This window comes from Nocardiopsis sp. iso_40, assembly GCF_056173285.1.
Map to the genome: position 1 here is coordinate 3,933,272 of NZ_CM149666.1, position 25,501 is coordinate 3,958,772.

The 25,501-nt window shown below is 71.7% G+C and carries 3 protein-coding genes; all 3 read left to right on the top strand.

Annotation, left to right across the window (positions count from 1 at the left end):
* Positions 1 to 508: 508 nt before the first annotated feature.
* From AC0VYD_RS17210 to AC0VYD_RS17220, 3 genes are read left to right on the top strand one after another with little or no spacing between them, the layout of a single operon-like run.
* Positions 509 to 6,922: a hypothetical protein gene (locus AC0VYD_RS17210; protein ID WP_475476542.1), complete on the top strand. Its 6,414-nt coding sequence runs from the start codon at positions 509 to 511 to the stop codon at positions 6,920 to 6,922.
* Positions 6,919 to 12,969, top strand: coding sequence for a hypothetical protein (locus AC0VYD_RS17215; protein ID WP_475476543.1), 6,051 nt, complete (start codon positions 6,919 to 6,921; stop codon positions 12,967 to 12,969). Before AC0VYD_RS17210 ends, AC0VYD_RS17215 begins: the two co-directional genes overlap by 4 nt.
* Positions 12,930 to 25,436: an ADP-ribosyltransferase gene (locus tag AC0VYD_RS17220; RefSeq protein ID WP_475480289.1), complete on the top strand. Its 12,507-nt coding sequence runs from the start codon at positions 12,930 to 12,932 to the stop codon at positions 25,434 to 25,436. The genes AC0VYD_RS17215 and AC0VYD_RS17220 overlap by 40 nt, the downstream gene beginning before the upstream one ends.
* Positions 25,437 to 25,501 lie beyond the last annotated feature (65 nt).

The window sequence follows — 25,501 nt, forward strand, 5'->3', positions numbered from 1 at the left end:
CCAGCCGAGAGCCTACCGATCGCGCGCAAAGCCCAACAACCCTCTCGCAGGTGAAAAGCATGCAACAAAACGGATCCCGAAGAGATCCGAAACCCGCCGCCACGGAGAAGTACCCCCTCCGCAACCCGTCCTGGCAAGCACAGGAAACACGTAAAGGGGGACAAAAAACCACATCAACGGTGGTGCACCACCCGCCGGGTACTGCCCCGCACGACAACGGGGCGTCCCGCATCTCGGACTCGACCGCGACACCCCGCGCAACCGCCGACACACCGGAAAGTGACACCTGCCACACCCGAACCTCCGCCGAGGGAACACGGAGGTCACGGGAGAGGCTGTCGGGGACTCCCCGAAAGCCGTCACACCGCCAAGGGAAACGAGGTCGAAACAACCCGCTTGTGTGACGGGAGGCGAACGCCGGTCCTTCACCATCCCGATTCCACCTCACCATCGCATGGTGCTAGCGTTGCCGTCGCTTCGGAGTCGCGTGGCGCGGAAGGGGTCGAACATGCCGATTGACCCCAGCAACATGAGCGACTCCGGCCGCAACACCATCAAGGTCCTGCTGGGCATCGACCTGCCGCCCGCCAGCGCTCCGAGCATGCGCGCGGTATCGGAGGTCTACGACCGCCTCTCCCACCAGCTGACCAACGAACTCACCGACGTCATGAACACGACGCGGTCCCGGGTCAGGCGGAACTTCGGCGGTGCGGCCTCCGAGCACTACGACCGGTCCCTGGCGGCGTTCACCACCGGGGACCGCGACTACGTCGGCAAGGCCGCGAGCACGAGCCGGATGCTCTCGACGGAGCTGCGCAAGGCGGCCGCCAACCTCGACTACATGGTGGCGATGGTCTGGGTCCAGCTGGCCCAGCTCATCGCCGAGATCACCTGGGCCATCGCCATGGCCAAGTTCACCTTCGGCGCGAGCCTGAAGTGGATCCCCATCTTCAAGGCGATCCGCAGCCTGGCGGTCAGACGGCTCCTCGCATGGCTCCTGTTCACCGTCCCCACCCACCAGATCATCAGCCATGTCTTCGCGAGCTTCGGTGCTCTGGTACAGCGCGTCCAGATCGCCAAGGGGCACCGGGACGGATTCGACCAGGGCCTGATCAACGACGCACACGTGGGAGCCGTGTTCGAGGGCCTCCTCTCGGCCGGGCTCTCCGGAGGTATCGGAGCGTTCCTCAACAAGGGGTTCGTGAAGTCCTTCACGAACAACGTCGACGATCTGCGCGTGCTGCCCGACCCCGTCCCCCCGCCCCCCAAGAGCGGTGCCGTGCCCGACGCGGTACCGCCGCCCAAGACCGGCCCGGACGTACCCGCCTCCCCGGCGCCGCGGCCCGATCCGGAAGTGCCCACGGCCCCGACGCCGCGACCCGACCCGGCGCCCGAGGGCGGACCGTCCCCCGTTCCCGACGCCGGGCCGGGCACGCGCACGCTCAACGAGGACCTCGCCAACCTCTTCACCCGTCATCGGGACGAGTTCCTGTTCCCGTTCAACCCCAACGCCCCCACCGGCGCCCGGGCCTGGGACAACGCGGTCAGCCAGTCGGCGTTCCGCAACGACGTGGCAGACGTGTTCCAGCGTTCCTTCGGCAGCAGCGTGGGAGCCGACCAGGCGAGGCGGCTGGGCGATGACTACGCGAACACGCTGATTCGGTCGTGGAACGAACCCGATCTCGGACCGCAGCTCTCCAGGACGCTCGGCGACCAGCTGCCCCCACACGTGCGCGACCACCTGGTCGACGTGCCCACCAACCTCAACGGGTCCCTGAACCGGACCATGGACGGTTTCGCGCCCTACGTGAAGAGCCTCGGGCTCGGAGCGGGAAGCGGCGCCGCGGAGGGCACCCTCGGCGAGGGGCTGGGCAGCGCGGCCACCGGTAACGGCTTCACCGTGACTCCGTGGTCCGCCACCTCGGGTGCCACCATGAACGCGACGCAGCAGGTCACGACCGACTCCGCGCTGGCCGGAATCAACTCCCTCAGCGGCCCGGGGGGCTCCATCCCGCCCCCCGACCTGCCGCCCCCTCCCGTCCCGGAACCACAGCCCCAGAACGGGGATCACCCCGAGGAACAGGCCGTTCCCCCTGCGGCCCCGTCACCCGACAACGGCGCGCGCCCCCCGGTCGGCGATCCCGAACCGGGTCGGGGGCAGGGCACCGGCCCCGACACGACCACGCTTGTCGTCGACCGTCCGGGCCAGGACGAGCGCTCCGAGCCGGCCCCCTCCGAAGACGGCACCCCTCCGCCCGTCCCGCACGCACCGGAGGTTTCGGACGACCCGGCCTCCCCCGCTCGCACAGGCGGCGCGGAGCCCACCGGACCCGGGGCACCAACGGGCCGGGGGTCCGATGCGCGCGGCGAGGCGAGCGGGGCGCCGGAGAACGCCGCTCCCGGCGTCGACAGGGAGGGGGCCGACCACACGGCCGAGCAGCCCGGCCCGCTCCACGAGGGTCCCGTTTCCCCTCCGGGCCAACCGCCCGTGACCGGGGAAACCACCACCCACGGCCCGACCACGGGCCCCGTCACGCGGGACGAGGGGGAGGGGCCCGGAGCGGAGGACACCTCCCCCGGGGGGACGGCCGTCGCGGGGGGCGCGCCGATCGTCGCCGCTCCGGTCCAGCCCTCCCCCTCCCCCGCCGCGTCCTCGGCCACAGCGGAGCGGAGCACGGCCCCGCCCGCAGCTTCGGATGGGGGGCGCCCGGCCCGCAACTCCGGAGACCGGGGAGAACAGGCCACTCGGGACGCACTGGGAGAGCCGGAAACCGGCCAGGAGTCACCGGTCGACGACCGCACCGCACCCGTGACGGAGAGCGGGCCGGGCCGCGAGGACACGCCCTCGTCCGGCGCCGACGCAGCGGCGTCCCCGCCTCCGAGCACGGATCGGGCGAACGTGCGTACGGAGAGTTCCACCGACTCCAGCGCGCCGTCCCCCTCCGCCACCGGTGGCTCCGGTGACGCGCCCTCCGCCCGCCCTTCCCCCACGGGGACGGACCGGCCAACGGACATCGCTCCCACCGCACCCGAACCGCGGCCGGACTCGGGCACCGCCGTGCCGCCGACGGACGGCGGCACGACCCCCTACTCGTACGACGCGCTGCTCAACCCGGGGTCCGAACGCCCCTCCTCCGAGGTGACGAACACCGACACCGACGACACCGCGTCACTCGACGACGGAGCCACTGACGCCTCGTCCGTCTTCGACGACGACTCCGACGCGTCGAGCGTCACCACCGACGCGTCCGACGCGACGGTGCACGACCCGGACAGGAACGGTTCCGAGCCCCGGAGCGCGGATTCGGGGGGCAAGCCGGACACTCCGGTTGTTCCCAGCCCGATCCCGGCTGCGTCGGAGACCGTCCTGACCGCTTTCGACACCGGCCCCGGGAACGGCTCCACCGACCGGCCGTCGGCTTCCCGGGACGCGGGTTCCGACAGAGCGGGTTCCGACAACACAGGGCAGAGCCCGCGCACGCCCACCCCGGACACGGGAGCAGAGGATCCGGCGGACGGCTCCCACCGCCCGACCAGCGAGGAGAGCGCGCCGTCCGCACGCCCGGACGAGCCGACCACGTCCACCACCGTCCCCGTGTGGGGAGAAGCGGGGACCACACCGGACACCTCCACGGCGGACGCGCGCGCGGATCGGGCCCTGGACCGGATCCAGCAGGTGACCGAGCGCCTCGCCGTCGGAGACCTCCCCGGTGCGCGAGCCGCGAGCGCCGAGATCCACCACCTGCTCTCCCCGCGCCCCACGGACGGCGCTCCGCAGAACCCCTCGGTCCAGCGGTCCCATCACCTCGCCCTGGGACTGGTGTTCACCCTCTCCGACACGTCGGACCGACGCCTCCCCGTGCACTCACAGGACTTCTCCGCCGACAAGGCGGAGGACACGGGTGTTCTCCTCCGCGGGATCGAACGCAACCTCCGCGACCGCGCCAACGAGGTGCGCGCCCGGCTCTGGCTCCCCGGGGGGCGGCTCACCCTCGGATCCGTCCGGGCCGCGCTGGATGACGCGCGCCCCGGACCGGCCACCGTCAGCGAGCGGTCGGCCGAAGGGGACGGCGCTCCTGACACCCGGTCGGATCCGGTCCCGGACTCGGACGACGCGAAACCCGTCCTGACGCAGAGCTCCGACACCGCGCCGGACACCGGCCCGAGCACCGACCGGCCCCCCGGCACCGCGTCGGACACCGACACCGTGGGGCGGGACCGGCAGAGCGAGCCCTCCGTACCCGACCCGCGCGACGCACGGGCGGCGCGGGCGCTCGACCGGCTCCCGGAGATCACCCGCGCGCTCACCGACGGGGACACGCGTCGGGCCTGGGCCCTGGGCGCCGAGGTCCAGCGGCTTCTGGTCCACCGGCCGGGCGAGGGCTCCGCGGAGAACCCTTCCGTGCGCCAAGCGCGCCAACTCGCGCTGGCGATGATGTACGTCCTCTCGGACCCCTCGAACCGCAGGGCGCCCCTGAGCGGACAGGACCTGCCACCCAAGAACCTCGACGACGCCCGGAACCTGGTCGGCGGCATCGGCCGCAACCTCCGGGACCGCAACGACCCGGTCCGCGCCCGGCTCTGGATCCCCGGCGGGCGGCTCAACACGGCCTACGTCCGCAACGCCATGCTCGATCCCGCCGACCGGGACCCTTCCGTCGTCGCCACACGCGGTACCGAGGTCACCGTCAACACCGCGCGGGTGCCCGAGACCGGGGACGCGTCGGGTGCGCCCCGGGGTTCCGGCGAGGGCGCACCGCAGGACCGGCGCACGGACACCGACGACGCCTCGGGGGCGCCTGCTCGGACCGGCGGCACGGAGCAGACCAGCGACAGCGGCTCCGGGAGCGACACCACCGGGTCGAGGCCGCGGCCGGCGATGTCCTCCGACCAAGCGGCGGACATCGCCGGCCGCGCCGAACAGCAGGCCGCCACCGCGGCCGCCCGCGCGGAACAGGCCGCCGGGCGGGCCGCCGAGGCAGCCCGTGCCACGGCCGGAGCCACCACCGCGGCCGACGCCGTCGACTCCGCCGAACAGGCGGTGAGGGCACGCGAGGGCACCGTCATCGCTGACCGCGCGGCGCAACAGGCCGCACACATGACGCGCTCCACGGAGAGACAGGCAGCCGCCGCGGTGGCCCGCGCGGAACAGGCCACCCGGGCCGCCGAGCCCGGGACGGACGCCCACCGTGACGCCGTCGCACGCGAGGCCGCTGATCGGGACAACCACACGCTGACCCGACAGCGACGCGAAAACGCCGAGGCCCACGCCCGTGAGACCGCGGCAGCGCTGGCGAGGGCCACCGCGGAGGCGGTCCAAGCCACCGGGAAGGCGATGGAGCGCGCCCGCAACGCCATCGACGAGGCGACCGCGGCAACGCGCAGGGCAGCGGCCGAGGCAGCCAACGGGCACCGGTCCGTGCGGGAGGCGTCCGACCGGGCGACCGACGCCCGGAACGTCACCACCGAGACCACCGACGTCGAGGCCGCCGTCACCGCGGCCGAACAGGCGGTCCAGGACCGTTCCGACGCATCCGACGCGGCCGGTGAGGTGCACGCCGCCGTAGGCAGGGCCGACCGGGGCGTGGCGGACGCCACGGCGGCGGTCGCACTCGTGGAACGGATCGCCGGGGCCACCGAGGGTCTGAGGGTCCACGACCGGGCGGTCCAGTTCTCGACGGAGACCCGCGACAGCCTGGGGAGCGCCCGAAGACAACGCGACAGTGCCCGGCAGCACGCCCAGGACGCCGACACCGGGCTGCACGCCGTCAACGCCGTGGCCGCCGACGCCTTCACCAACGCCTCCCAGCGAGCGGCGGACCACGCCGCCCGAACGCGCACGGCCGCCGACGAGGCCGCGCGCCAGCAGGGGATCGCCGAGAACCGCAGGACTCTCACCGAAGCCGCCGTCCACGAAGCGGTCCGCGCAGACCAGGCGCGCCCCCGGGACGCCGCCGCCGTGCGTGCCGCCGCCGAACACCTGACCCGCGCGGTCGAGGAGACCCGGGCGGCCGCGGAGGCCGCGCGGCAGGCCCGGGACAGCGCCCGGGACTCGGCCCGGCCCGATCTCGTCGCGCGGAACACCGCGGCCGTGGACGCCCTGGGGCCCCTGTCGGCCTCTCTGCGCGCCTCCCTGGACGGGGCGGACCCCGCGACCCCGCGCAACCTCGGGGAGATCGCCCGCGCCGAGGACCTGGTCAACGGGGCCCGCGAGGAGCTCGGAAGGACCCGTGACGCGCTCGCCGAGGCGGGGCGCCACTCGGACGCCGCACGGGCCGAAGCGGACCGGGCGGCGGCCCTGCTCCCCCAGGACCTCCCGGCAGCCTCCCGTCTGAGCCAGGACTCCGACACGCGCTACCACCTGGAATACCTGCTCACCTCGCGTCTGAGCGGCCCCGACCGGATCTTCACCCGAGCGGTTCACGATGCGGTGGCGAACATCGTCGGCGACCGCATCACGGATCCGCCGCACAACCTGCGCGACAGGATCGACGTCGCCCTGAACGAGGTGGCGCACCAACACGGGATGCTCGCGTTCTTCGCCCCCGGGGGCCAAGAGGTCACCGTCACGGAGGACGGCACGGACGCGCGGGAGGGAGCGGAAGCCGCGGACGACGGCCCGAGGAGCTGGACCGTCCGGATCGCGCTCGCCTCCGAGGACCCCGAGGGGTACCGCCACCTCGACGTGGACCGCAGGGAGACGGGGTCGCCCTGGGAGGCACGCGACGAGGAGCGCAAACACTCGGCGCAGACGGGCGGGTCCTCCTCCTACGACCCTCGCCGCGTCCTGGCCGCGCGTTTCACCGGCAGTCCGCTCCTGCTCGGGGACGTCGCCGGAAACGCGGTGGGCCCGTGGGTGACGATCGGAGGCAGCTACTCCCGGGCCGGCGGGCGGGTACCCACGGCGGGACCACCCAGATGACGTCGCTGGTCGAGCACGAGACCTACGCCGATCCGGAGTTCTACGCCAACGACCTTCGGGTGTGGGCCGAGCTGACCGACCAGCCGGAGGATGCCGACGCGCACTCGCGGACAGGTGGGCAGGACCGGGACTCCGCCGACGGCGACTCGACCGCACCGTCCGCCGTGACTCCCCCGCCCGGCTCCGCGGTGGTCCGCGACGGTATGGTCTTCGCGCTGGCCGGACAGGCCAAGCCCTCGGCCGAGGGGATGCCCCGGCACATCGACCTCACCGGTTCGGGCGGCGGGCCGGGCCCCGGCACCCGGCCGCGCAACCTCGGCCCCCTCGGCGGCATGCCCATCGTCATCGACAGCGTCTCGCCGAGCACCGCGGACGGGAGCTCCCCCTCGCCGCACCGCGACCTCGGTTCCTGGATCGCGGACTACCTGGTCTCGGACTCCTACCGGCTGAACAGGGAAGCCAACCGCGGCATCGCGCCCCTGCGCTGGTTGCGCGGCCTCTTCGGTCCCGGCACCCGTCAGGACGTCGGGCAGTGGCAGCACGAGATCCGCGAGGTCCTCAGCAACGACTCCTTCCAGGAATACCTGCCCCACCTGGACCGGGGGCCCATCACCATCAGTGTCTCCCACCCGCGCGTCGGCGAGGTGATGCTGAAGCTCTCGGCGACGCCGCGCGAGTTCCGGGTGGCCGACCACTCCCCCCAGATCGACGACGTGACCCTCAAGGAGAGCATCAAGGACAGCACGAGTCTCTCCCAGAGCCGCAACACGAGCTTCACCGTGACCGGAGGGGTCGGGTTCAGCGCCGTGGCGAAGCTCCCCTCCGGTGGCACACTGCGGATCAACGCCCCGCACCTGGAAACCACCTGGTGGCAGTCGCTCTCCTCGGAGACCCACACCGTCTCGAGTGCGGCCGAGCACCGCTCCCTCAACCGCTACGTGTCCTCCAGGGAGCAGTACGCCGCCTACCACGCCACCCACGAACTGCGGGTACAGGTCCACGGGGAGGACGACGCCCACCGGTTCACCGTCAACGGGGTGCAGGTCTTCCCGAGCGAGACCGCGAACCAGTTGCAGCGGGCGGCCGAGGGCGCGGACTTCTCCCGCGGCCGGGGAGACGACGACCGCACACCTCCCTTCCCCCACTTGCAGGGCGACCGCCCGACGCACTTCCACGGAACGCACTTCCTCGGCTTCGAGTGGAGCTCCCCGCGCCCGGAGGACCGCGCAACGGCTCCGGAGGGCACCACCCGCGACACAGCCGACCGGGAAACGACCCCGTCCGGGATCCGGACCCCGGAACCGTACGTGACCGGCGACGACACCCGGACCGTGATGGAACGGTACCTGGACGACGTGCTGACCGGCCTCTCGCGCGAGCACCCCGGACTGGTCCTCCCCGAACTGGGCCGCGACCGGAAGACCTATGCCGACAGGGTGAGGCCGGAGGGCGCCGACCCCGTCGAGCGCACGTTCCGCGAGCGCTGGGGCTTCCGGCGCGACTACGATGTCGCCTACAACAACACCAGGCTCATCCGCAACACGATCAAGAGCACTCTGGGCAACGACAACCTGGAGAAGCTCGCCCGTTCCGGCGAGGGGCTGGCGATCCGCCTGCGGGAGTCAGCGACCATCGACCCGACGCTGATGGGCAGGCAGAAGGAGTTCCTCCGTCCCGACGTCGTCACGGTCCGACTGCACCCGAGGTTGGGCCGCCTCTCCCCCGACGGCACGAGCACCGCCGAGACCGGTACGCGCGTGCGGGGGACCGCCTCCACGGCGACGGAGTCGGCGACGGGGAGCGCCTTCACGGCCACGCTCTCGGCCGGGTCGGGAATGACGCGTTCCGCCGACGGTGACGCCCGCGGGCTCGCCCGTGTGCTCGGTGGCTTCATGGCGTCGGTGGGCTGGAACCGCGTGCGGCACTTCGACGCCGCCTACGGGCTCGAACACAGTTCCGACGCGCGCCTGTTCTTCCCCGAGGGGTCGGACCGGTGGAGCGGCGAGGTGATCTTCTACGCGAGCCTGCACGACCACGACGCCTCCGACCAGATCAGCGGCGACGACCGGGGCACCCCTCTGCTGGACCGACCCATCAAGGCGACCTACTCGGTGGTCACGCCCACCGGGGTCAGCCAGAACCTCATCACACGGGTGGAGACCCGGGACCAGGACTCCCCGGACCAGTCGACGCTGACCCCGCAGGAGGCGCGGGAGATGCTCGACCCCCGCCCGGGTCGGCGCACCCCCGCCGACGAGGGGAACACCGCGGCGCGGGACGGTGACGGCGCCTCGGCCCACCCGCGTGATGACACCGCCGTCGAGGACGGTACGGATCGGCCCGGGAACGACGAACGGGCCCCACAGGGCACCCGCGAGGACGGCTCCGTGGCACCGGGCCCGGACCAGGCCCGGGCCCGGGCACTTCTCGACCACGGCGCGATCATCGAACACGTCAGCCCGCTCCTGCGCGACGCGGGGGACGGCGGTCCGGGCCGCAACCTGCTGCGCCGCACGTTCGAGATGTTCTCCGACGACCGGAGCTTCTGGTTCAACGGCAGCCGACGCAAACTCAGCGCGTTCCTCGACAGCATCGGAGGAGCGAACTTCTTCAGCTCCCTGATGTCGCCCACCGCCGTCGCGGCCGACCCGGCGACCTTCTCGGACACGGGCCGCCGCAGGCGGATCGAGCTCAGCGGCACCTGGCTCTCCCCCAACGACATGCGCGCCACCGGCGTCACCGGGGTCAAGGTCGACAGGATCACGGACCTGCGGCAGAGCAAGGCGCAGGCCACCTACCAGAGCGAGACGGTCTCCAGGGCCTCCGCCGCCGTCACCAAGATCACCGGCTTCTTCACCCGCTTCTCCGGTTTCGCCGGCGGCACCAGCAACACCGTCCAGGAGAACGGGGGCGACTCCGACGCCAAGCGGTCCTCCGCGAAGGGCCTCGTCCCCATGGCGGGACCCTCCGCCACCAGGAGCCTCTTCCGCCGCGGGGAGACGCTCGATTCCGGGGTCTCCTCGAACTCCGCGCTGACCCTGATCTCCAAGACGAACATCGCCTACGCGTTCACGGCCTCCGGCATGATCTCCCAGGCGTGGGAGTTCAAGAAGCACCGGGGCCTGAACTTCCCCAACTGGTGGTCGCACAGGTACGCGGGCTGGAAGGCCAGGGTCGAGGACCTCGTCTCCGGCTACATCACCGCCCGCGACGCCGAACAGGCCGGAATCATCGAGGACGCGGTCAGCGCCGACGGCACCCGCGGTACCCAGACCAACCCCGCCGCGCCCGAGAACGCCCGTGTCCGCCCGGGCTTCGACGGGGCCGGCCGACAGGCGCTCCCGGTGGACCCGGCGAACGCCGTGGACACCTTGGAGACCCGGCTCCGCGCACACGACCTGACACTGACCCGCGGCGGCAGGGAACGCCTTCTCGTGACCCTGTCGGAGCAGTTGGGAACCGTGACGGGCGCCCTCCCGCCGGTCCTGGTCAACGTGGTCTCGACGGACCGCAACGCCCACTTCTCCAGGCCGGCCCGGATCCAGGTGGAACTGACCAAGGCCAACCCCCGGGTCGACTACGTCACCACCGCTGTCGCGGCCATCGAGACCCACTCCTGGAACTCCGAGCAGGCAAGCCAGAGCAAGAAGGAGACCACCAGGACGCTGGGCGCGGAGTCCGCCTCTTGGCAGCCGGTGCCCTACAGCGGGCAGGACAACCCGGCCGAGCGGCAGCCGGAGCACCACCTCATGCTCTTCTCACCGGTGGTCGGGACGGCCGAGACGCGGGGTGAGGCGGTGAGCAGGTCCACGGCCTCGGAGTCCGCCAACTCCATCGCGATGGAGACCACCGGGCCCTACCTCAAGATCGCCGAGGACTCCTCGCTCACCCTGACCGTCGAGGTCCCCGGCGACGGTCTGGTACCGACCGCGGGGGTCAAGGCGGACGGGAAGTCCACGTACATCGAATACAAACCGCCGGTCGTGGAGACCGTCACGGTCGACGGCGGAACGGTGCGGACGTTCCACCTGGGTTCGTCGTTGGACTTCTCCGCGCCCACACCCCCACCCGCGAACACCCTGGACACCACACCCACACCACCCACCACCACACCCCGCGCCGGCGACACCCTCGACCACGCCATCACCACCGCCACCCGCGAACTCAACACACCCCCCGCCGCCCTACGCGACGCCATCATCATGCCCACCGCCATCCACGGCCCCGACATCCGCGACACCGCCCTGCACCCCATCGCCCACTCCCTGGGCTGGACCCCCCAGCCCTACCCCGACCACGGCGACAACCCCACCCCCCACCAACTCAACGAACTCCGCGAACACCACACCCGCACCACCAACGACGCACGCACCCACATCGCCCACGACCTCAAACTCGACACCCGCTACACCCCCATCGACAACACCCTCAACACCACCGCCCTCAAAGGCCTCCTCTCCCACAGCCTCACCGCCACCACCAGCACCGAAATCCTCAACATCGGCCGCACCCAATGGCGCGCCGCCGCCACACCCGACTTCACCAACTCCCGCATCCTCACCGCCCGCCCCAACACACGACTCGTCCAGAAAACGGACGAGGGTCAAGTCATCACCCACGGCCACGCGCAGAACAGCAGCACGACCACCACCTTCGGCGCCCGCCCCATCGCCAACCACAACGTCGACACGGAGAACCCCGACCGCGGCGCCTTCCTCACCGGCTCGGCCGACCCCGCCGGCCGCTCCCTCTCCTCCACCAACCCGGCCGGCGACACGCTGGTCACCGGTGAACCCTCCAAGGTCGAACGCCAGCGCCTGGGCACCGCCTACCTCGTCGAATTCGACACCACCTGGACGATCGGCGCCCGCACCGAACAAAAAACCGCCTTCGGCACCACCCCCCAACAGTTCACCGCCAACCACACCAACAAGACCACCGCCTGGATCTCCCAGGAAGACGCCATCAACCTCGGCATCCTCACCAAGGAACAAGCCGACGACGCCCACACCCCCATCACCGCCGAATTCACGGCCGCCAAGACCATGGCCGACGCCGAAACCACCTACACCACCGAACGCGCCAAACTCCCCGCCCTCGTCAACGCCTACACCGACGCCCTCGCCGACCCCGCCGACCGGGCCGCCATCGACTCCGCCTACACCGAGTACACACGCCAAGTGGCGATCGTCGACACCGCCCGCGCCGCATACGACGACGCCGTCACCGCCTGGGCCACAGCCGCCGACCACACCCAACAGCACCTCAGCGGCATCACCCCCGCCCCCGACCCCGACCCCGCGCACACCACCCACAACTCCTCTCTGGACGGTCAGCTCCGGACCGTGTTCGGTCTGGAGCTCGGGGCGCCACGGACCGCGAGTACCGACAGCGAGAGCGTCACCTCCTCAGACGGCCGAAGCGAAAACGACACCGACGGGTACCGTTCCGACCACTCCGACGACCTGCTCATCAACGTCATGACCGAGCAGCCCTCGGACGCCCAGGACCCGGACGAGGTCTCGGCCGCCTTCGACGACGCCGCCCTCGACGCCTTCGCCCGCGGCATGGGCCTGCAGGACCCGGCGCACCCCGGCGGCACCCCCTCCCACGGTCTGGGCCGCCTCGACGGCTCAGGAACCCTCCGCTTCCCCTCCGAAGCGGACGTCGCCGACTACGGCGACCTCCTGCACGACCCCGACTTCAACCCCAACACCTTCGATTCCCTGCCCGCCCGCACACGCAGGTACGTGGAGGCCTACACCGCCGAGAGCTGGATCGCCGAGTTCTCCCGCATACAGCCTCTGGACGAGGCCACCGTGCAGGCCGAACTCGACCTTCGGCGGCAGGAGAGCCAGCCCCACCCCGGATGGCAGCTCTACGAAATCGGCAACGGCCGATGGCCCGACCTGGGAATCCTTTCCCCCACCTCAACGCCGGAAGGCTCACCCCCGCACAGGAAGCAGTCGTCCGGGACGTCCTCGAGTCCCCCGACCCCAACACCCGCATGCAGGAACTGCGCGACCGGGCGGGCAGCGCGGGCCTGATCGCCAGCACGCTCCGCGACAAGAGGGGAAACGGAAGCTACCCCGACGCGCAGGACGTCCTGGACATCATCGAACGCCTGGACCTGGCCACCGGGCAGAGCCTGCCCGAGGCCGTCGAAGCGGTACGCGGTGTCTACGGATTCGAGCACCTGGGCGCCGGCGGCACCGCCGACCCCTCCTCCCTGGTCGGCAACACCTACGCCGACCCCGGCTACATGTCCCTCTCCCTGGGCAACACCCCCAGCGCCGCGGGCGGTGCCCCGACCGACCTCATCCGCTTCACTCTCCCAGCGGGCACCCGGGGCCTGTGGGTGGGCGAGCGCAGCCTGCACCCCCGCGAACGCGAGCTCATCGTCGCCCGAGGAACCACCTACCGCATCGTCTCCGCCGAACCCTGGGGCCGCGGGCACCTCCTCCACGCCGAGATCATCCCACCGGGAGGCAATCCGCCGATCCCCTCCGCCGCCGACGGCGGATACTCGGAGAACCTGACCATCCACGCCATGACCGGGAGCGCGGAGGACGTCACCGATCCGTCCGAGAGCACCGCTGCCCCGACCGAGGCCGACACCGACGCGATGGCACGCGCGCTGGGACTGACCGAGGCGACGCCGGACACCGGTGCCGCGACGCGCGACCGGGCGGCGACAGAGCCCGCCCCGGCCGCCGACGACGCCGGGGACTCGGACGGACGCGCCGGGTCGGACGAGACCGCGGCGGTCCTGACCGAGCTGCGGGCCGAGGCCGATCGGCTCACCACGGAGATCGCGGGTTCGGCCTCCGAGGCCGGGACCACCGATGACACGGCGGCCGACGGTCTCGAACGGGCCGGAGAGGCGCTCGACCGCCTGGCGGCCCGGGCCGCCGCGCTCACCGGCACCGACGCGGCCCCACAGGCCGCAGACACCGTGGTCGGGGTGGCCGCCGAGCTCGCCGCAGCCGCGACCGCGGTGGCGGAGCAGGCGCGCGACCGTGTCGGCGCGGTGCCCGAACCCCTTCCGTCGGACCTGGACGGTGTCACAGCCCTGGCGCAGGCGCGTGACGACGCGGCGGCAGACGTGCGGGCCGCCCGTACCGCCAGCGACGTCGCCGTCGGCGCGGCCCGCGTTGCGGCGGACGCGGCCGCGGGGGCGGCCGGGACCGCCGACGGTGGGACACCGGAGCGCGCCGGGCAGGTGCGCTCGATCTCCGACATCGCCGCCACCGCCCGCGAGCGTGCGGCCGCGGCCGCCGACGCGGCCGGGGCGCGCCAGCAGGCCTTGGCGGACGCCGTCGACCGCGCGGCCGGGGCAGGGGTCGACCATGCCCTGGGCGAGGCCGCAGGGGCTCGCACGAGCGCCGAGGCCGCCGCCGACGCCGTGGTCGAAGCACGGGACCGGGCTTCGAAATCCGCCCTGACCGCCACCGATGCCCGGGACCGCGCCGGGGCGGCCATCGCGACGGGGGACCGGGACACGGCCCTCGACCGGGTGGCCGAAGCCGTCGGTGCGGCCGAGAGCGCCCGCGCCGCCGCCAACGACACGCACCGACAGTTCGATCTGAGTCAGCGGGAGGCCGACCGCGCGGAACAGTCGTTGGCCGTCGCCCGGGCGATGGCGGAGCTGTCCTCCGAGAACTCCACCGCACGGGCAGCGCTCGGATCGAGCGACGCGACGGCATCCCGCGCCGAAACCGCGGGCGTCTCCGCCGCATCGGACCCGGCCCGTGCCGACGCGGAGGCCCAGACGGCGGAGAGGGCCGCCGGCGACGCGCTCTCCCTCCCCGCCGAAGCGGCGCGTGTGTACATCCGGGAGGCTCGGGAGTCGCTCAACGACACGGTCCAGGAGTTGGACGCCTTCTCCTCCGGGGCAGCGAGGATTCGTGGCGAGGCCCTTCAGGCGAACCGCTCCGCGGCCGACGCACTGGCACAGACACGGGCAGCGGGCGACCGCGCCACCGCGGAGGAGAACGCGAGCTGGGCAGAGGCCGAGGCGAGCCGTGCCGAGAACCTGAACCGCGAGACCCGCTCCGCCCACGAAGGGGCGCGCAGCTCCCTCAGCACAGCCGAGCGTTCCTTCGAAACCGCGCTCTCACAAGCTCGCGCGGACGCGGAGACGGCCCGGCAGGTCGTGCACCGGTTCCCCGGCCACCGTGCCGCCGCGGAGGCCACGCGGATCGCGGATGACTTCGTCCGGATGGCGGAGCAGGACCGGGAGGCCAACCTGCGGAGGCTGGAGCGTGCCGAGCGCGCCTTCGACGCTGTGAGGACCGAGGTCCTGAACGAGACCGCCGAACTCTCCAGGACGGCCCGGGAGAGCGCCGAAGCAGCGCGGGAGCAGGCGCAGCATCCGCGCAGCTACCCCGGCACGCTGCCCCGGGACGAGTCCGCCGCCACCTATGACCTGGACTACCTGGTCCGGTCCCGGTACGTCACCTCGGACCGGCTCTACACCGAACGCGTACCCGAGGTCGTCGGACACCTGATCACCGCCCAGGCGCCCGACATGCCGACGTCGCTGTACTCGAAGGTGACGTCGCAGATCGACCGCGTCGCCCACGACGAGGGGATGGTCGTCTTCTTCTCACCCGAGGGCCGCACGATCACCGTCTCGGACGAGACGGGAAACGACGCCCGCGTCTGGACGATCCGTGTGGCCCTGGAGTCGGACACGCCCAACGGTTTCCGGCACCTCGACCTCCCGCACCGCGAGTCGGTGGCCCCGCTGGAATCGCGCGAGGAGCAGCGTTCCCACAGCAGCGGAACGGGGGGAACCTCGGCGTACGACCCCAGGCGCGGGATCAGCGCCCGGTTCACGGGGAGCCCGCTGCTCCTGGGGGAAGTGACCGGCAGCTTCGCCGCCGGGCCCTGGGTGACGGTCGGGGGCGGATACGCCGGCGGCCGGAGGGGCGCCTCCGCGGGCGGTAGCCAGACGGTGAGCACCGATCTGGAGTACCAGACCTACAACCCGCCCGAGGTCTACCTCAACGACCTGCGCGTCCGGGTCAGGGTCACCCCTCAGGCCGATGGCTCCGCCGGGGAGGGGAACAGCCCCGCCAACGGGGAGGACACGGGGGCCGATCCGCCGGACACCCCTGCCCGAGGGGACGGAACCGCGCCCTCGACGGCCACCACCGGTGGACGGTCCGACGGGTTCCAGAGCGGTGTCATCGTGAACGGCATGGCCCTCGTCCTCGCGGGCAAGGTCTCCCCGCGGCCGGACGGCACCCCGGAGAGCATCGACCTGACCGCCGACCGCCCCGGGCAGGACACCGGCGCGCCCGCTCGGCTGCCCGACGGGCCGACGGACAGTCTGCCGATCTCGGTCACCTCGGTCACTCCGCGGGGGGACGACGCCGGTCCGCACCGGGAGCTGGGGGCCTGGATCGCCGACTACCTCGTCTCCGACGCCTATTCCCCGCACAAGAAGGCCACGAGTGGCCTCGTAGCGAGGCTGACCAAGCGTCTGAGGGACAGGAGTATCCGGGAGTGGCAGGGGGAGATCGCCAAGTTCTTCGACAACGACTCGATCCAGGAGTACCTCGCCCACCTCGACACGGGCGCCGTCACGGTCAGCGTGACGCACCCGGTCCTGGGCGAGATCATGCTGCGGATGTCCTCCTCCCCCGACAGGTACACCGCCAAGGACCACACCCCGAACGTCGACGAGGCGTGGCTGAAGCACACCGTCGAAACGGGCACCGCCCTGGGCAAGAGCCGCGGCACCAGCTTCACGACGACCGTGGGAGCGGGGCTCGGGGTCGTCGTCCCCCTCAGCACCGGTGGCTCGATCCGCCTCAACATGCCCCACCTGGAGTACAGCTACGGGAAGTCGCTGTCCTCGCAGGCCGAGTCCGCCTCCGCCTCCGGCCACAACCGGACCCTCGCGCACCGTAAGCCGAACACGCAAGGCTTCACCGCCTTCGACGTCGAACGCACCCTGTCCCTGCAGTTGCAGGGGGAGACGCGGACCCACACGTTCGACACGCGCGCCGTGGAACTCCTTCCGGAGGAGAGCGCGGCGGGCCTCAAACGCGCCGCCGACGGCGAGGAGTCCCCCGCCCCAGCCGCTGAGGGCGCGGAACCGCCGTTCGCGCACCTGCGGGGCGAGCGCGTCACCAACTTCTCCGGTACCCACCACCACTCGCTCACACCGGTCCCCCCGGGCGAAGGGGAAACCCTCGCGGACGGAGAGGCCGGGGAAGCACAGAACCGCGACGTACTGGAGACGATCACCAACCGCCTCCTGGAGGGCATCGCCCGCGAGCACCCGGGGCTGGTCAACCCCGAACTCGCCCGCGACCCGCGTTTCTACGCCCGCAGGCCGGACGGGGGCGGCACCTCGTCCCGCACCAGGACCCTCCGCGAGCGCCGGGGTTTCCGTAGGTCGTCCAGTGTCGCCCATCAGAACACCATCGACGTGCGCAACGTGGTGCGTGAGGCGATGATCAGCCGCAACCGCGACAGGCTGGCGTCCGCCGACGGCCTGCGCGTCGTCCTGACGGAACCCGCGAGCATCGACCCCAAGCTGATGGCGCGGGACAGGTCGCTCACCCGTCCCAACGTCCTGACCCTGTCCCTGAAAGGCGTTTTCTCCGGCTTGGAGTACCAGGGGACCACGACCACGGAGACCGGACTGCGCACGGGCGGGAGCACGGACCTGGGAGCAGAGTCGGCATCGGGATCCACGCACGCCCTCTCCCTGTCCTTCGGCGCCGGCATGATGCGCTCGGCGGAAGGGGACGCGCACGGCCTGGCCCGGCTCCTCGGCGGCGTCATGGCCTCCCTCAGGTTGAGCAGGGCCAACCGCAAGGAAGCGACCCACGGCGTCTCCCACGGCTCGGAGCAGCGGTTCGCCTTCTCCGGGGGCTCGAACCGTTGGGGGGGAACGGTCAGCTTCACCGCCCGGCTCCACAACGAGGCCCAGACCCTGTCCGGCCGCACCGACAACGGCACGGACCTGCTCGGCACCCCGATCGAGGCCCGGTACTCGCTGACCGCCCCCAAGCGCGCGGACGCGATCCCCGTCAGGCGGGGTGCGAGCGAACCGGACTCCCAGTCCGTCCTCACGCCGGAGGAGGCGCGTGCGCTCGTCGACCCGCGTCCGGAGGACCCGGCCGACGCGGCACCGACCGACGAGCTCGGGCGCCGGGCACGGGCAGCCGTCGACCACGGCGCCACCATCGACAGGGTCGGCCTCAGCGTGCTCGGAGACGACGCCACGCGCTCCGCCAACGGTGTGCTCCAGCAGACCTTCGACACCTTCGCGGACCAACGGCCGGTGTCGGACGGCCGCAGGCGCAAGCTGCGGGGGTTCCTGGACACCGTCGGCGGGATGCACTACTTCACCAACTTCCTCTCCTCCGTGTCCCTGGCCACCGACCCCGCCACGTTCTCGCCCTCCGGCCACCGGGGCAGGATCGAGATGGGCGGCACGTGGCGGTCACCCAACGACATGCGCGCCACCGGTGCGACGACCGTCCGGCCCGACCGGATCGTCGGGATGAGCGCCATCACGGCGCAGACGGTGCTCTCGGGAGAGACCTCCTCCTCCGCCGGTGCCGCGACGACGAAGACCCTCGGCCTCGGTCTCAGCGGTACCGGTTTCGCCGGCGGTACCAGCAACTCCGTGCAGGAGGGCGGGGTCGGTTCCGGTGCCGACCGAAGCAGCTCCACGGGCCCGGTCCCCATGGCCGGGCCGTCCCACAACTGGAACTTCTTCCGCCGCGGGGAGACCACTGGTTCCGGGGTCTCCTCGGCTTCGGGACTGTTCCTGCTGACCGGGAAGGCGACGGTCTACACGCTCGACATGGCGGGCACCATCTCCCAGGCGTGGGAGTTCAAGAAGCACCGTGGCCTGAACTTCCCCAACTGGTGGTCGCACAGGTACGCGGGCTGGAAGGCCAGGGTCAACGACCTCGCCTCCGGCTTCATCACCGCCCGCGACGCCGAACAGGCCGGAATCATCGACGACGCCGTCGCACTCACCGACGACGGAACGCCCGAACCCGCCACCCAGACCAACGCGACACCCCCCGCTGACGCCCGCGTCCGCACCGGGTTCGACGGCGCGGGCCAGCAGCACCGGCCGGCGGACCCGACGGCCGCGATCCGCGACCTGGAAGTCCAGCTCCGTACCCAGGAGCTCCAACTGACCCGCGGGGGCAAGGAACGGCTCCTCGCGTCCCTGTCCCAGCACCTGGGAAACACGAGCGGAGTGATACCGCCCGTCCCGGTGAAGGTGGTGTCGACCGGGACGGGGTTCCGGTCGAAGCCCGCCCGGATCCTGGTGGAGCTGTCCAGGACCAATCCCCGGGTCGACTACGTCACCTCGTCCGTCTTCACCGCCGAGGGCCACTCCTGGAAGTCGTACACGTCGAAGGGGGACTCCCGGGGCACCGACCACTCCACCGGCGCGGCCTTCACTCCGTGGCAGCCCGCGTCCTACGGCGACCCGAGCGACACCTCGAAGGGGCTCCCGAACGAGCACATCTACCTCACGTCGCCCGCGGCGGGCGCCACGTCCTCCCGTTCGGAGACGGAGAGCACCACCCGGAGGGAGGACCGGCCCCACTCCATCGTCATGGAGTCGTCCGGCCCCATCGCGAGGGTCACCCACGACACCTCCCTCACCCTGACCCTGGAGACCGAGGGCAAGGAACCGGTGCGCGGGCACGCCGACAGCGGCCCCGTCCGGACGTTCCACCTGGGTTCGTCGTTGGACTTCTCCGCGCCCACACCCCCACCCGCGAACACCCTGGACACCACACCCACACCACCCACCACCACACCCCGAGCCGGCGACACCCTCGACCACGCCATCACCACCGCCACCCGCGAACTCAACACACCCCCCGCCGCCCTACGCGACGCCATCATCATGCCCACCGCCATCCACGGCCCCGACATCCGCGACACCGCCCTGCACCCCATCGCCCACTCCCTGGGCTGGACCCCCCAGCCCTACCCCGACCACGGCGACAACCCCACCCCCCACCAACTCAACGAACTCCGCGAACACCACACCCGCACCACCAACGACGCACGCACCCACATCGCCCACGACCTCAAACTCGACACCCGCTACACCCCCATCGACAACACCCTCAACACCACCGCCCTCAAAGGCCTCCTCTCCCACAGCCTCACCGCCACCACCAGCACCGAAATCCTCAACATCGGCCGCACCCAATGGCGCGCCGCCGCCACACCCGACTTCACCAACTCCCGCATCCTCACCGCCCGCCCCAACACACGACTCGGCTACACGGAGGGCGGCGGGTCGAGCATCTCCCACGACCGCTCCGAAAGCGGCGGTACCTCCACGACCGCCGGGTTCCGCCCCACCGGCCGGGACGCCGTCGACGCTGACGACCCCAAGAAGGAGGCGATCCTCACCGGCTCGGCCGACCCCGCCGCCCAGACCGGGCGGAACGAATCGCCCACCGGCGACACGCTGGTCACCGGTGAACCCTCCAAGGTCGAACGCCAGCGCCTGGGCACCGCCTACCTCGTCGAATTCGACACCACCTGGACCATCGGCGCCCGCACCGAACAAAAAACCGCCTTCGGCACCACCCCCCAACAGTTCACCGCCAACCACACCAACAAGACCACCGCCTGGATCTCCCAGGAAGACGCCATCAACCTCGGCATCCTCACCAAGGAACAAGCCGACGACGCCCACACCCCCATCACCGCCGAATTCACGGCCGCCAAGACCATGGCCGACGCCGAAACCACCTACACCACCGAACGCGCCAAACTCCCCGCCCTGGTAGACGCCTACCTCACCAGGTACTCCGAGCACACCGACAACCCCACCCCCACCAGTCAGCGCGCGTTCGACGACGCCCGCACCGCCTACACGAACCAGGCCGCGGTCTTCAGGGCCGCGCGCACCGCATACAACAAGGCGATCGCGGCCTGGACGAGCGCCACCAACGAGACGCACCGCCGGCTGGCCGGGTTCACCCGCCCCGGAGAGGCCCCCGAGAGCGGTCCCGGTCCCGGCTCCGACCGGCCGATCGCCGACCAGATCGAGCACTCCCTGGGGCTGCGCCCCAAGACGCCGTCGCTCGGTGACGAGTGGACGTCCCTCCTCAACACGGCGCCCCGGACCTCGGACGGGGACACGGGCGACGACGACGGACCCGCCGACCCGGGATCCGGCCCGTCCCACCGGACGGTCCCGGCGTCCCCCGGGATCGACACCTCCGACGTTCCCCCGGCGCGCCTGGAGAGCGACGAACGCGAGGGGCCCCCACCCTCGACCGCCTCGAGCGACCTCACAGTGTTCATGATGGAGACGGATGACGACGCTCCCGCGGCGGAGGCCGGGGGCCCCTCCTTCTCGGCGGACCAGGAGACCACCCTCGCCTCCGCCCTCGGGCTGTCAGCCGACGAGACCGACAGCGACGACGGCGCTGACCCGGACGACGGCATGGACGTCGACGGCAGTGACGACGGCTACGACGACCGGCCCCTCCTCGACCGGTGGGACGACTCCGACGACGGCTTCACGGCCCCTCGCGCTCCCGTCCGGAGCGATGAGGACCTCGTCGGTGAGGACGGCGTCCGCCGGTTCCGCGACCGCGGCGAACTCGACGCGTACGCCGAACAGCTCGAGGACCCTGAGAGCAACCCCCATACCTATGCCACGCTCCCACCTGAACTGCGCGAGGTCGTCACCGCGCAGACCGGAACGGAGTGGCTCAACCAGATCGCCCGCCTCGGCACCTCGGACGTGACGGCCCTTCGGGCCGAGCTGGACTCCTGGCGGCAGGTCAGCGCTCTGGCCTCGGATGACGCTGACGACCCCAACGGATGGGTCTTCTACGAGAGGAACGGCCTGTCCTGGCCCACGCTCGCGCGGCTACGCGAACTCCACTCCGCCGACACCCCGTCTCCGGCGTTCGCGGAGCTCGCCGCGGACGTCTTCAAGTCGTCCGAACCGCAACTGAGACTGGACTACTGGTACGACAACGCGGACCAGGCCGGGCTCATCGCCAGGACCGACGGCGGCGTCTACCCGACAGCCGAAAGGGCCCTCGAACTCGTCCGGGCCATGGACAGCGCCGTCTCCCGACCGCTGCCCGCAGCGGTCGAGGTCTCCTTCGCCCTGGACATCGAAGGGGACCTCCGGTTCCTCAACGGGTACGACGAAGACGACTTCGGCTCCCTGCTCGGCACCGAGCAGCTGGAGCGGGGGTACCTCCGCACGACGTTGGGGAGTTCGCCCTTCACCGGCCAGGACCGCGACAGCGTGGCCGTCGTCCGCCTCTCCCTGTCCGAAGACAGTCAGGGCCTCTGGGTCGGAGACGACGGCGGTACCCCCGATCCGTACATGATCGTCCTCCCCCGTGACACCGCCTACCGCGTCACGGGTGTCCGGATCACCGATGACGGCCTGGAGCTGACGGCCACCACCATCCCGGCCCCGACCGCGGTCGAGGGGTCGTCCGCACAGACCCCGGCACCGGAGGACGCCTCCTCGGAGTGGCCCTCCGAGGAGGCGCCGCCCGCAGGCGACGGCAGGGGGCGCGTCAACACCGGCGGTTTCCGGGTGTTCGACGGAGACGAGGAGCTGGACGCCTATGACCGGTGGCTCCAGGACCGGGACAACAACCCGCACGCCTTCGACACCCTCGCCCCCGACCAGCAGAAGATGGTCGACACCTACACCAGGTCCGCCTGGATCACCCGTCTGGCCCGCATGAGCCCCCTCGCCCCCCGGGACGTCATGCGCCAGCTCACGCAGTGGCGCTCCCACGCCCAGAGCGAAGCCGCCCATCCGGACACCGCGCAGACCGCCCACGGCTGGGACCTGTACGAGGCCAACAACCTCACCTGGCCCACCCTGGACCGCCTACGCGACCTCCAGGCCTCGGACGCCCCCCTGCCTCCGCGTAGCCGCGACCTCATCGACTACGTCCTCACCGCCAGCGACCCCGCCGCCGAGCTCCGGTACTGGTACGACAACGCCGGCTACGCCGGAGTCATCGCCGGGCACGACAACGGCACCTACCCCGACGTCGACCGCGTCCGGGAACTCTTCCGACTGCTCGACAGCGCCGTGGAGCACCCCCTACCCGAAGGCGTCGTGGCCAGCCGGGGCCTGCACACCATCGACCACCTACTCCGCGCGACCGACAGCGGGGACCCCCGCGACCTCGTGGGCACCGTCCACACCGAGCCCGGCTACATGTCCACCACCCTGGGCGACCGCCCCTTCAAGACCGACGCCGACCCCTTCCCCTACGTCCTGCGCCTCAACGTCCCCCAAGGCGCGCACGGCCTGTGGATCGGTTCCCGCAGCTACGAACCCGAGCAACGCGAGCTCACCCTCGCCCGCGGCGCCACCTACCGCGTCACCGGTTCACGGGAGAGCCTCGACCCGAACTCGGGAACCCATGTGACCGAGATCATGGCGGACGTGGTCGTCACTCGCGAGCCCTTCGCGGACCCCCTTTCGAGCGGGCACGTCGACGAGAAGGGCATCCGGAGGTTCCGCACCCCGGACGAAGCACACTGGTACGCGCACCGTGCCCTGCGCGCGGAACACGGCATGACCACTCCGGACACGCTTCCCCACGACCAGCGCGGCGTGGCCGAGGCGTTGAGCAAAGCCACCTGGCTGGCGGAGTTCGCCCTGGTCCCCCCGGACAGCGTCCAGGGACACCTGGACAGCATGCGGTCGATGAGCCGCACCGACTCGCCCACGATCGCGGGTACGCAGGGAACCAGCGGTTGGGAACTCTACGAGGCCAACGACCTCTCCTGGCCCACCCTCGACCGCCTCCAGGAGATCCTGGACGCGGCGGACGACGCCGACAGCGCCAGGTCCCACTTCTTCGCCCAGATCCTGGGCGCCCCCTCCCCTCAAGGCCTGTTGGACGGGCTCTACCTCAGGTCGGGCAGGGCCGGGGTGATCGCCGCGGCCAACGGCGGGGTCTACCCCTCGGCCGAGGGCGTCCAGGCGCTGCTGCGGACCTACGACCGGGCAGTAGGCCACCCGATCCCCGAGTCGATCGAGACGACGTGGGTCGTGCGGGAGGCCCCGGCCCTGCGGCGTCTCGTCGGATACGACGAGACCGACCCGTCGGCCCTGGTGGGCACGGTCCAGTCCACGGAGGGGTACACGACCGTCTCCGTGAACCCCGACCCGGCGGGTGCGGGAGGACGCCGGGCGGCGACCGTTCGGCTGACCCTGCCCGAAGGGGCGCACGGACTCTGGCTCGGGGAGTGGGGTTCACAGCCCCAGAACCACCAGATCGCCCTTCCGCGGGGGACGGCGTACCGTGTCACCGCGGCCGAAAGCACCCCCGGAGGGCTCCTGCTGTCCGCCGAGGTCCTCCTCCCGCCTTCGACCGGAGCCGACACCGAGTCCGGCGACGGGCCCCCGGTGGCGGGGAGCGAGACCGCGGAGAACGGTCCCGCGGTGGAGACGGCTCCGGTCCCCGAGACATCGTCCGCGCCGGCCGCGGACGCCGGCCCCGCGGACGGGAACACCCCGTTGGGAGAGGGGGACACGGCGACCGCCGCCGCTCCGCCCGCAGACGCGAAGGGGTACGTCGACGGCCTCGGAGTACGCCGGTTCCGTTCGCCAGGGGAGCTCCTCGCCTACGGGCGGTGGCTGCACGACCCGGACAACAACCCCCACGCGTTCGACACGCTCGCCCCCGACCAGCAGAAGCGGGTACTCGGGTACACGACCCACGGGTGGCTCAACCACGTGGTCCGCGAGAACCTGTCGCAAGCGCGGGTCGCAGAAACGCTCGACGACGTACGAAGGGACACCACCTCGCAGATCTCGCAGATGCCGATGGAGTACCGCGGCTGGGAACTCTACGAGGTCAACAACCTCACCTGGCCCACCCTCGACCGCCTGCGGGAGCTCACCTCCGCGGGTGGTGTCCCCGAGCACGCCGAGGGTTTCGTCAGGTACATCCTCGCCGCCGACGACCCCCAGGCGGAGCTGGACCACTGGTACCGGAACGCGGGCGACGCCGGTGTCCTCGCCCAGTCCAACGACGGGGTCTTCCCGACCGCGGCGTCGACCACCGAACAACTGCGCCGGCTCGACGAAGCCGTCGACCGGCCACTTCCGGAGGCGGTCGAAGTGGTCCGGGGGTTGGGGCACGTCTCGTTCCTCGAGGGACTCCGGGGCAACGATCCCTACTCCCTGGTCGGTACCGTCCAGACCGAACCGGGTTTCATGTCCACGTCGCTGGGCAACCGACCGGTCACGAGTGACGGATCCAGGTTCGTTCACGTCGTTCACCTCACCCTGCCACGGGGGGCCCGCGGCCTCTGGGTCGGGGAGAGGAGCGACTTCCCCGAGGAGCTCGAACTCATTCTCGCCCGCGGAACCACGTACCGCATCACCCGCGCGGGCTGGGGCGGTTCGCACGGTCTGCCAGGGTTCTTCATCGAGGCGGAGATCCTGGTCAAGCCGGGACCGGGGACCGAAACCGCGCCGACGCCATGAGACCGGACGCTCCGTCCGACGTCCTCAGGGCCTCCGAGCGCCGCCACACACGGAAGCGACCATCG

What these genes read in the sequence shown, in the direction of transcription:
- AC0VYD_RS17210 (WP_475476542.1), top strand. Translation starts at nt 509, where the DNA reads ATGCCGATTGACCCCAGCAACATGAGCGACTCCGGCCGCAACACCATC.
- AC0VYD_RS17215 (WP_475476543.1), top strand. Translation starts at nt 6,919, where the DNA reads ATGACGTCGCTGGTCGAGCACGAGACCTACGCCGATCCGGAGTTCTAC.
- AC0VYD_RS17220 (WP_475480289.1), top strand. Translation starts at nt 12,930, where the DNA reads ATGCAGGAACTGCGCGACCGGGCGGGCAGCGCGGGCCTGATCGCCAGC.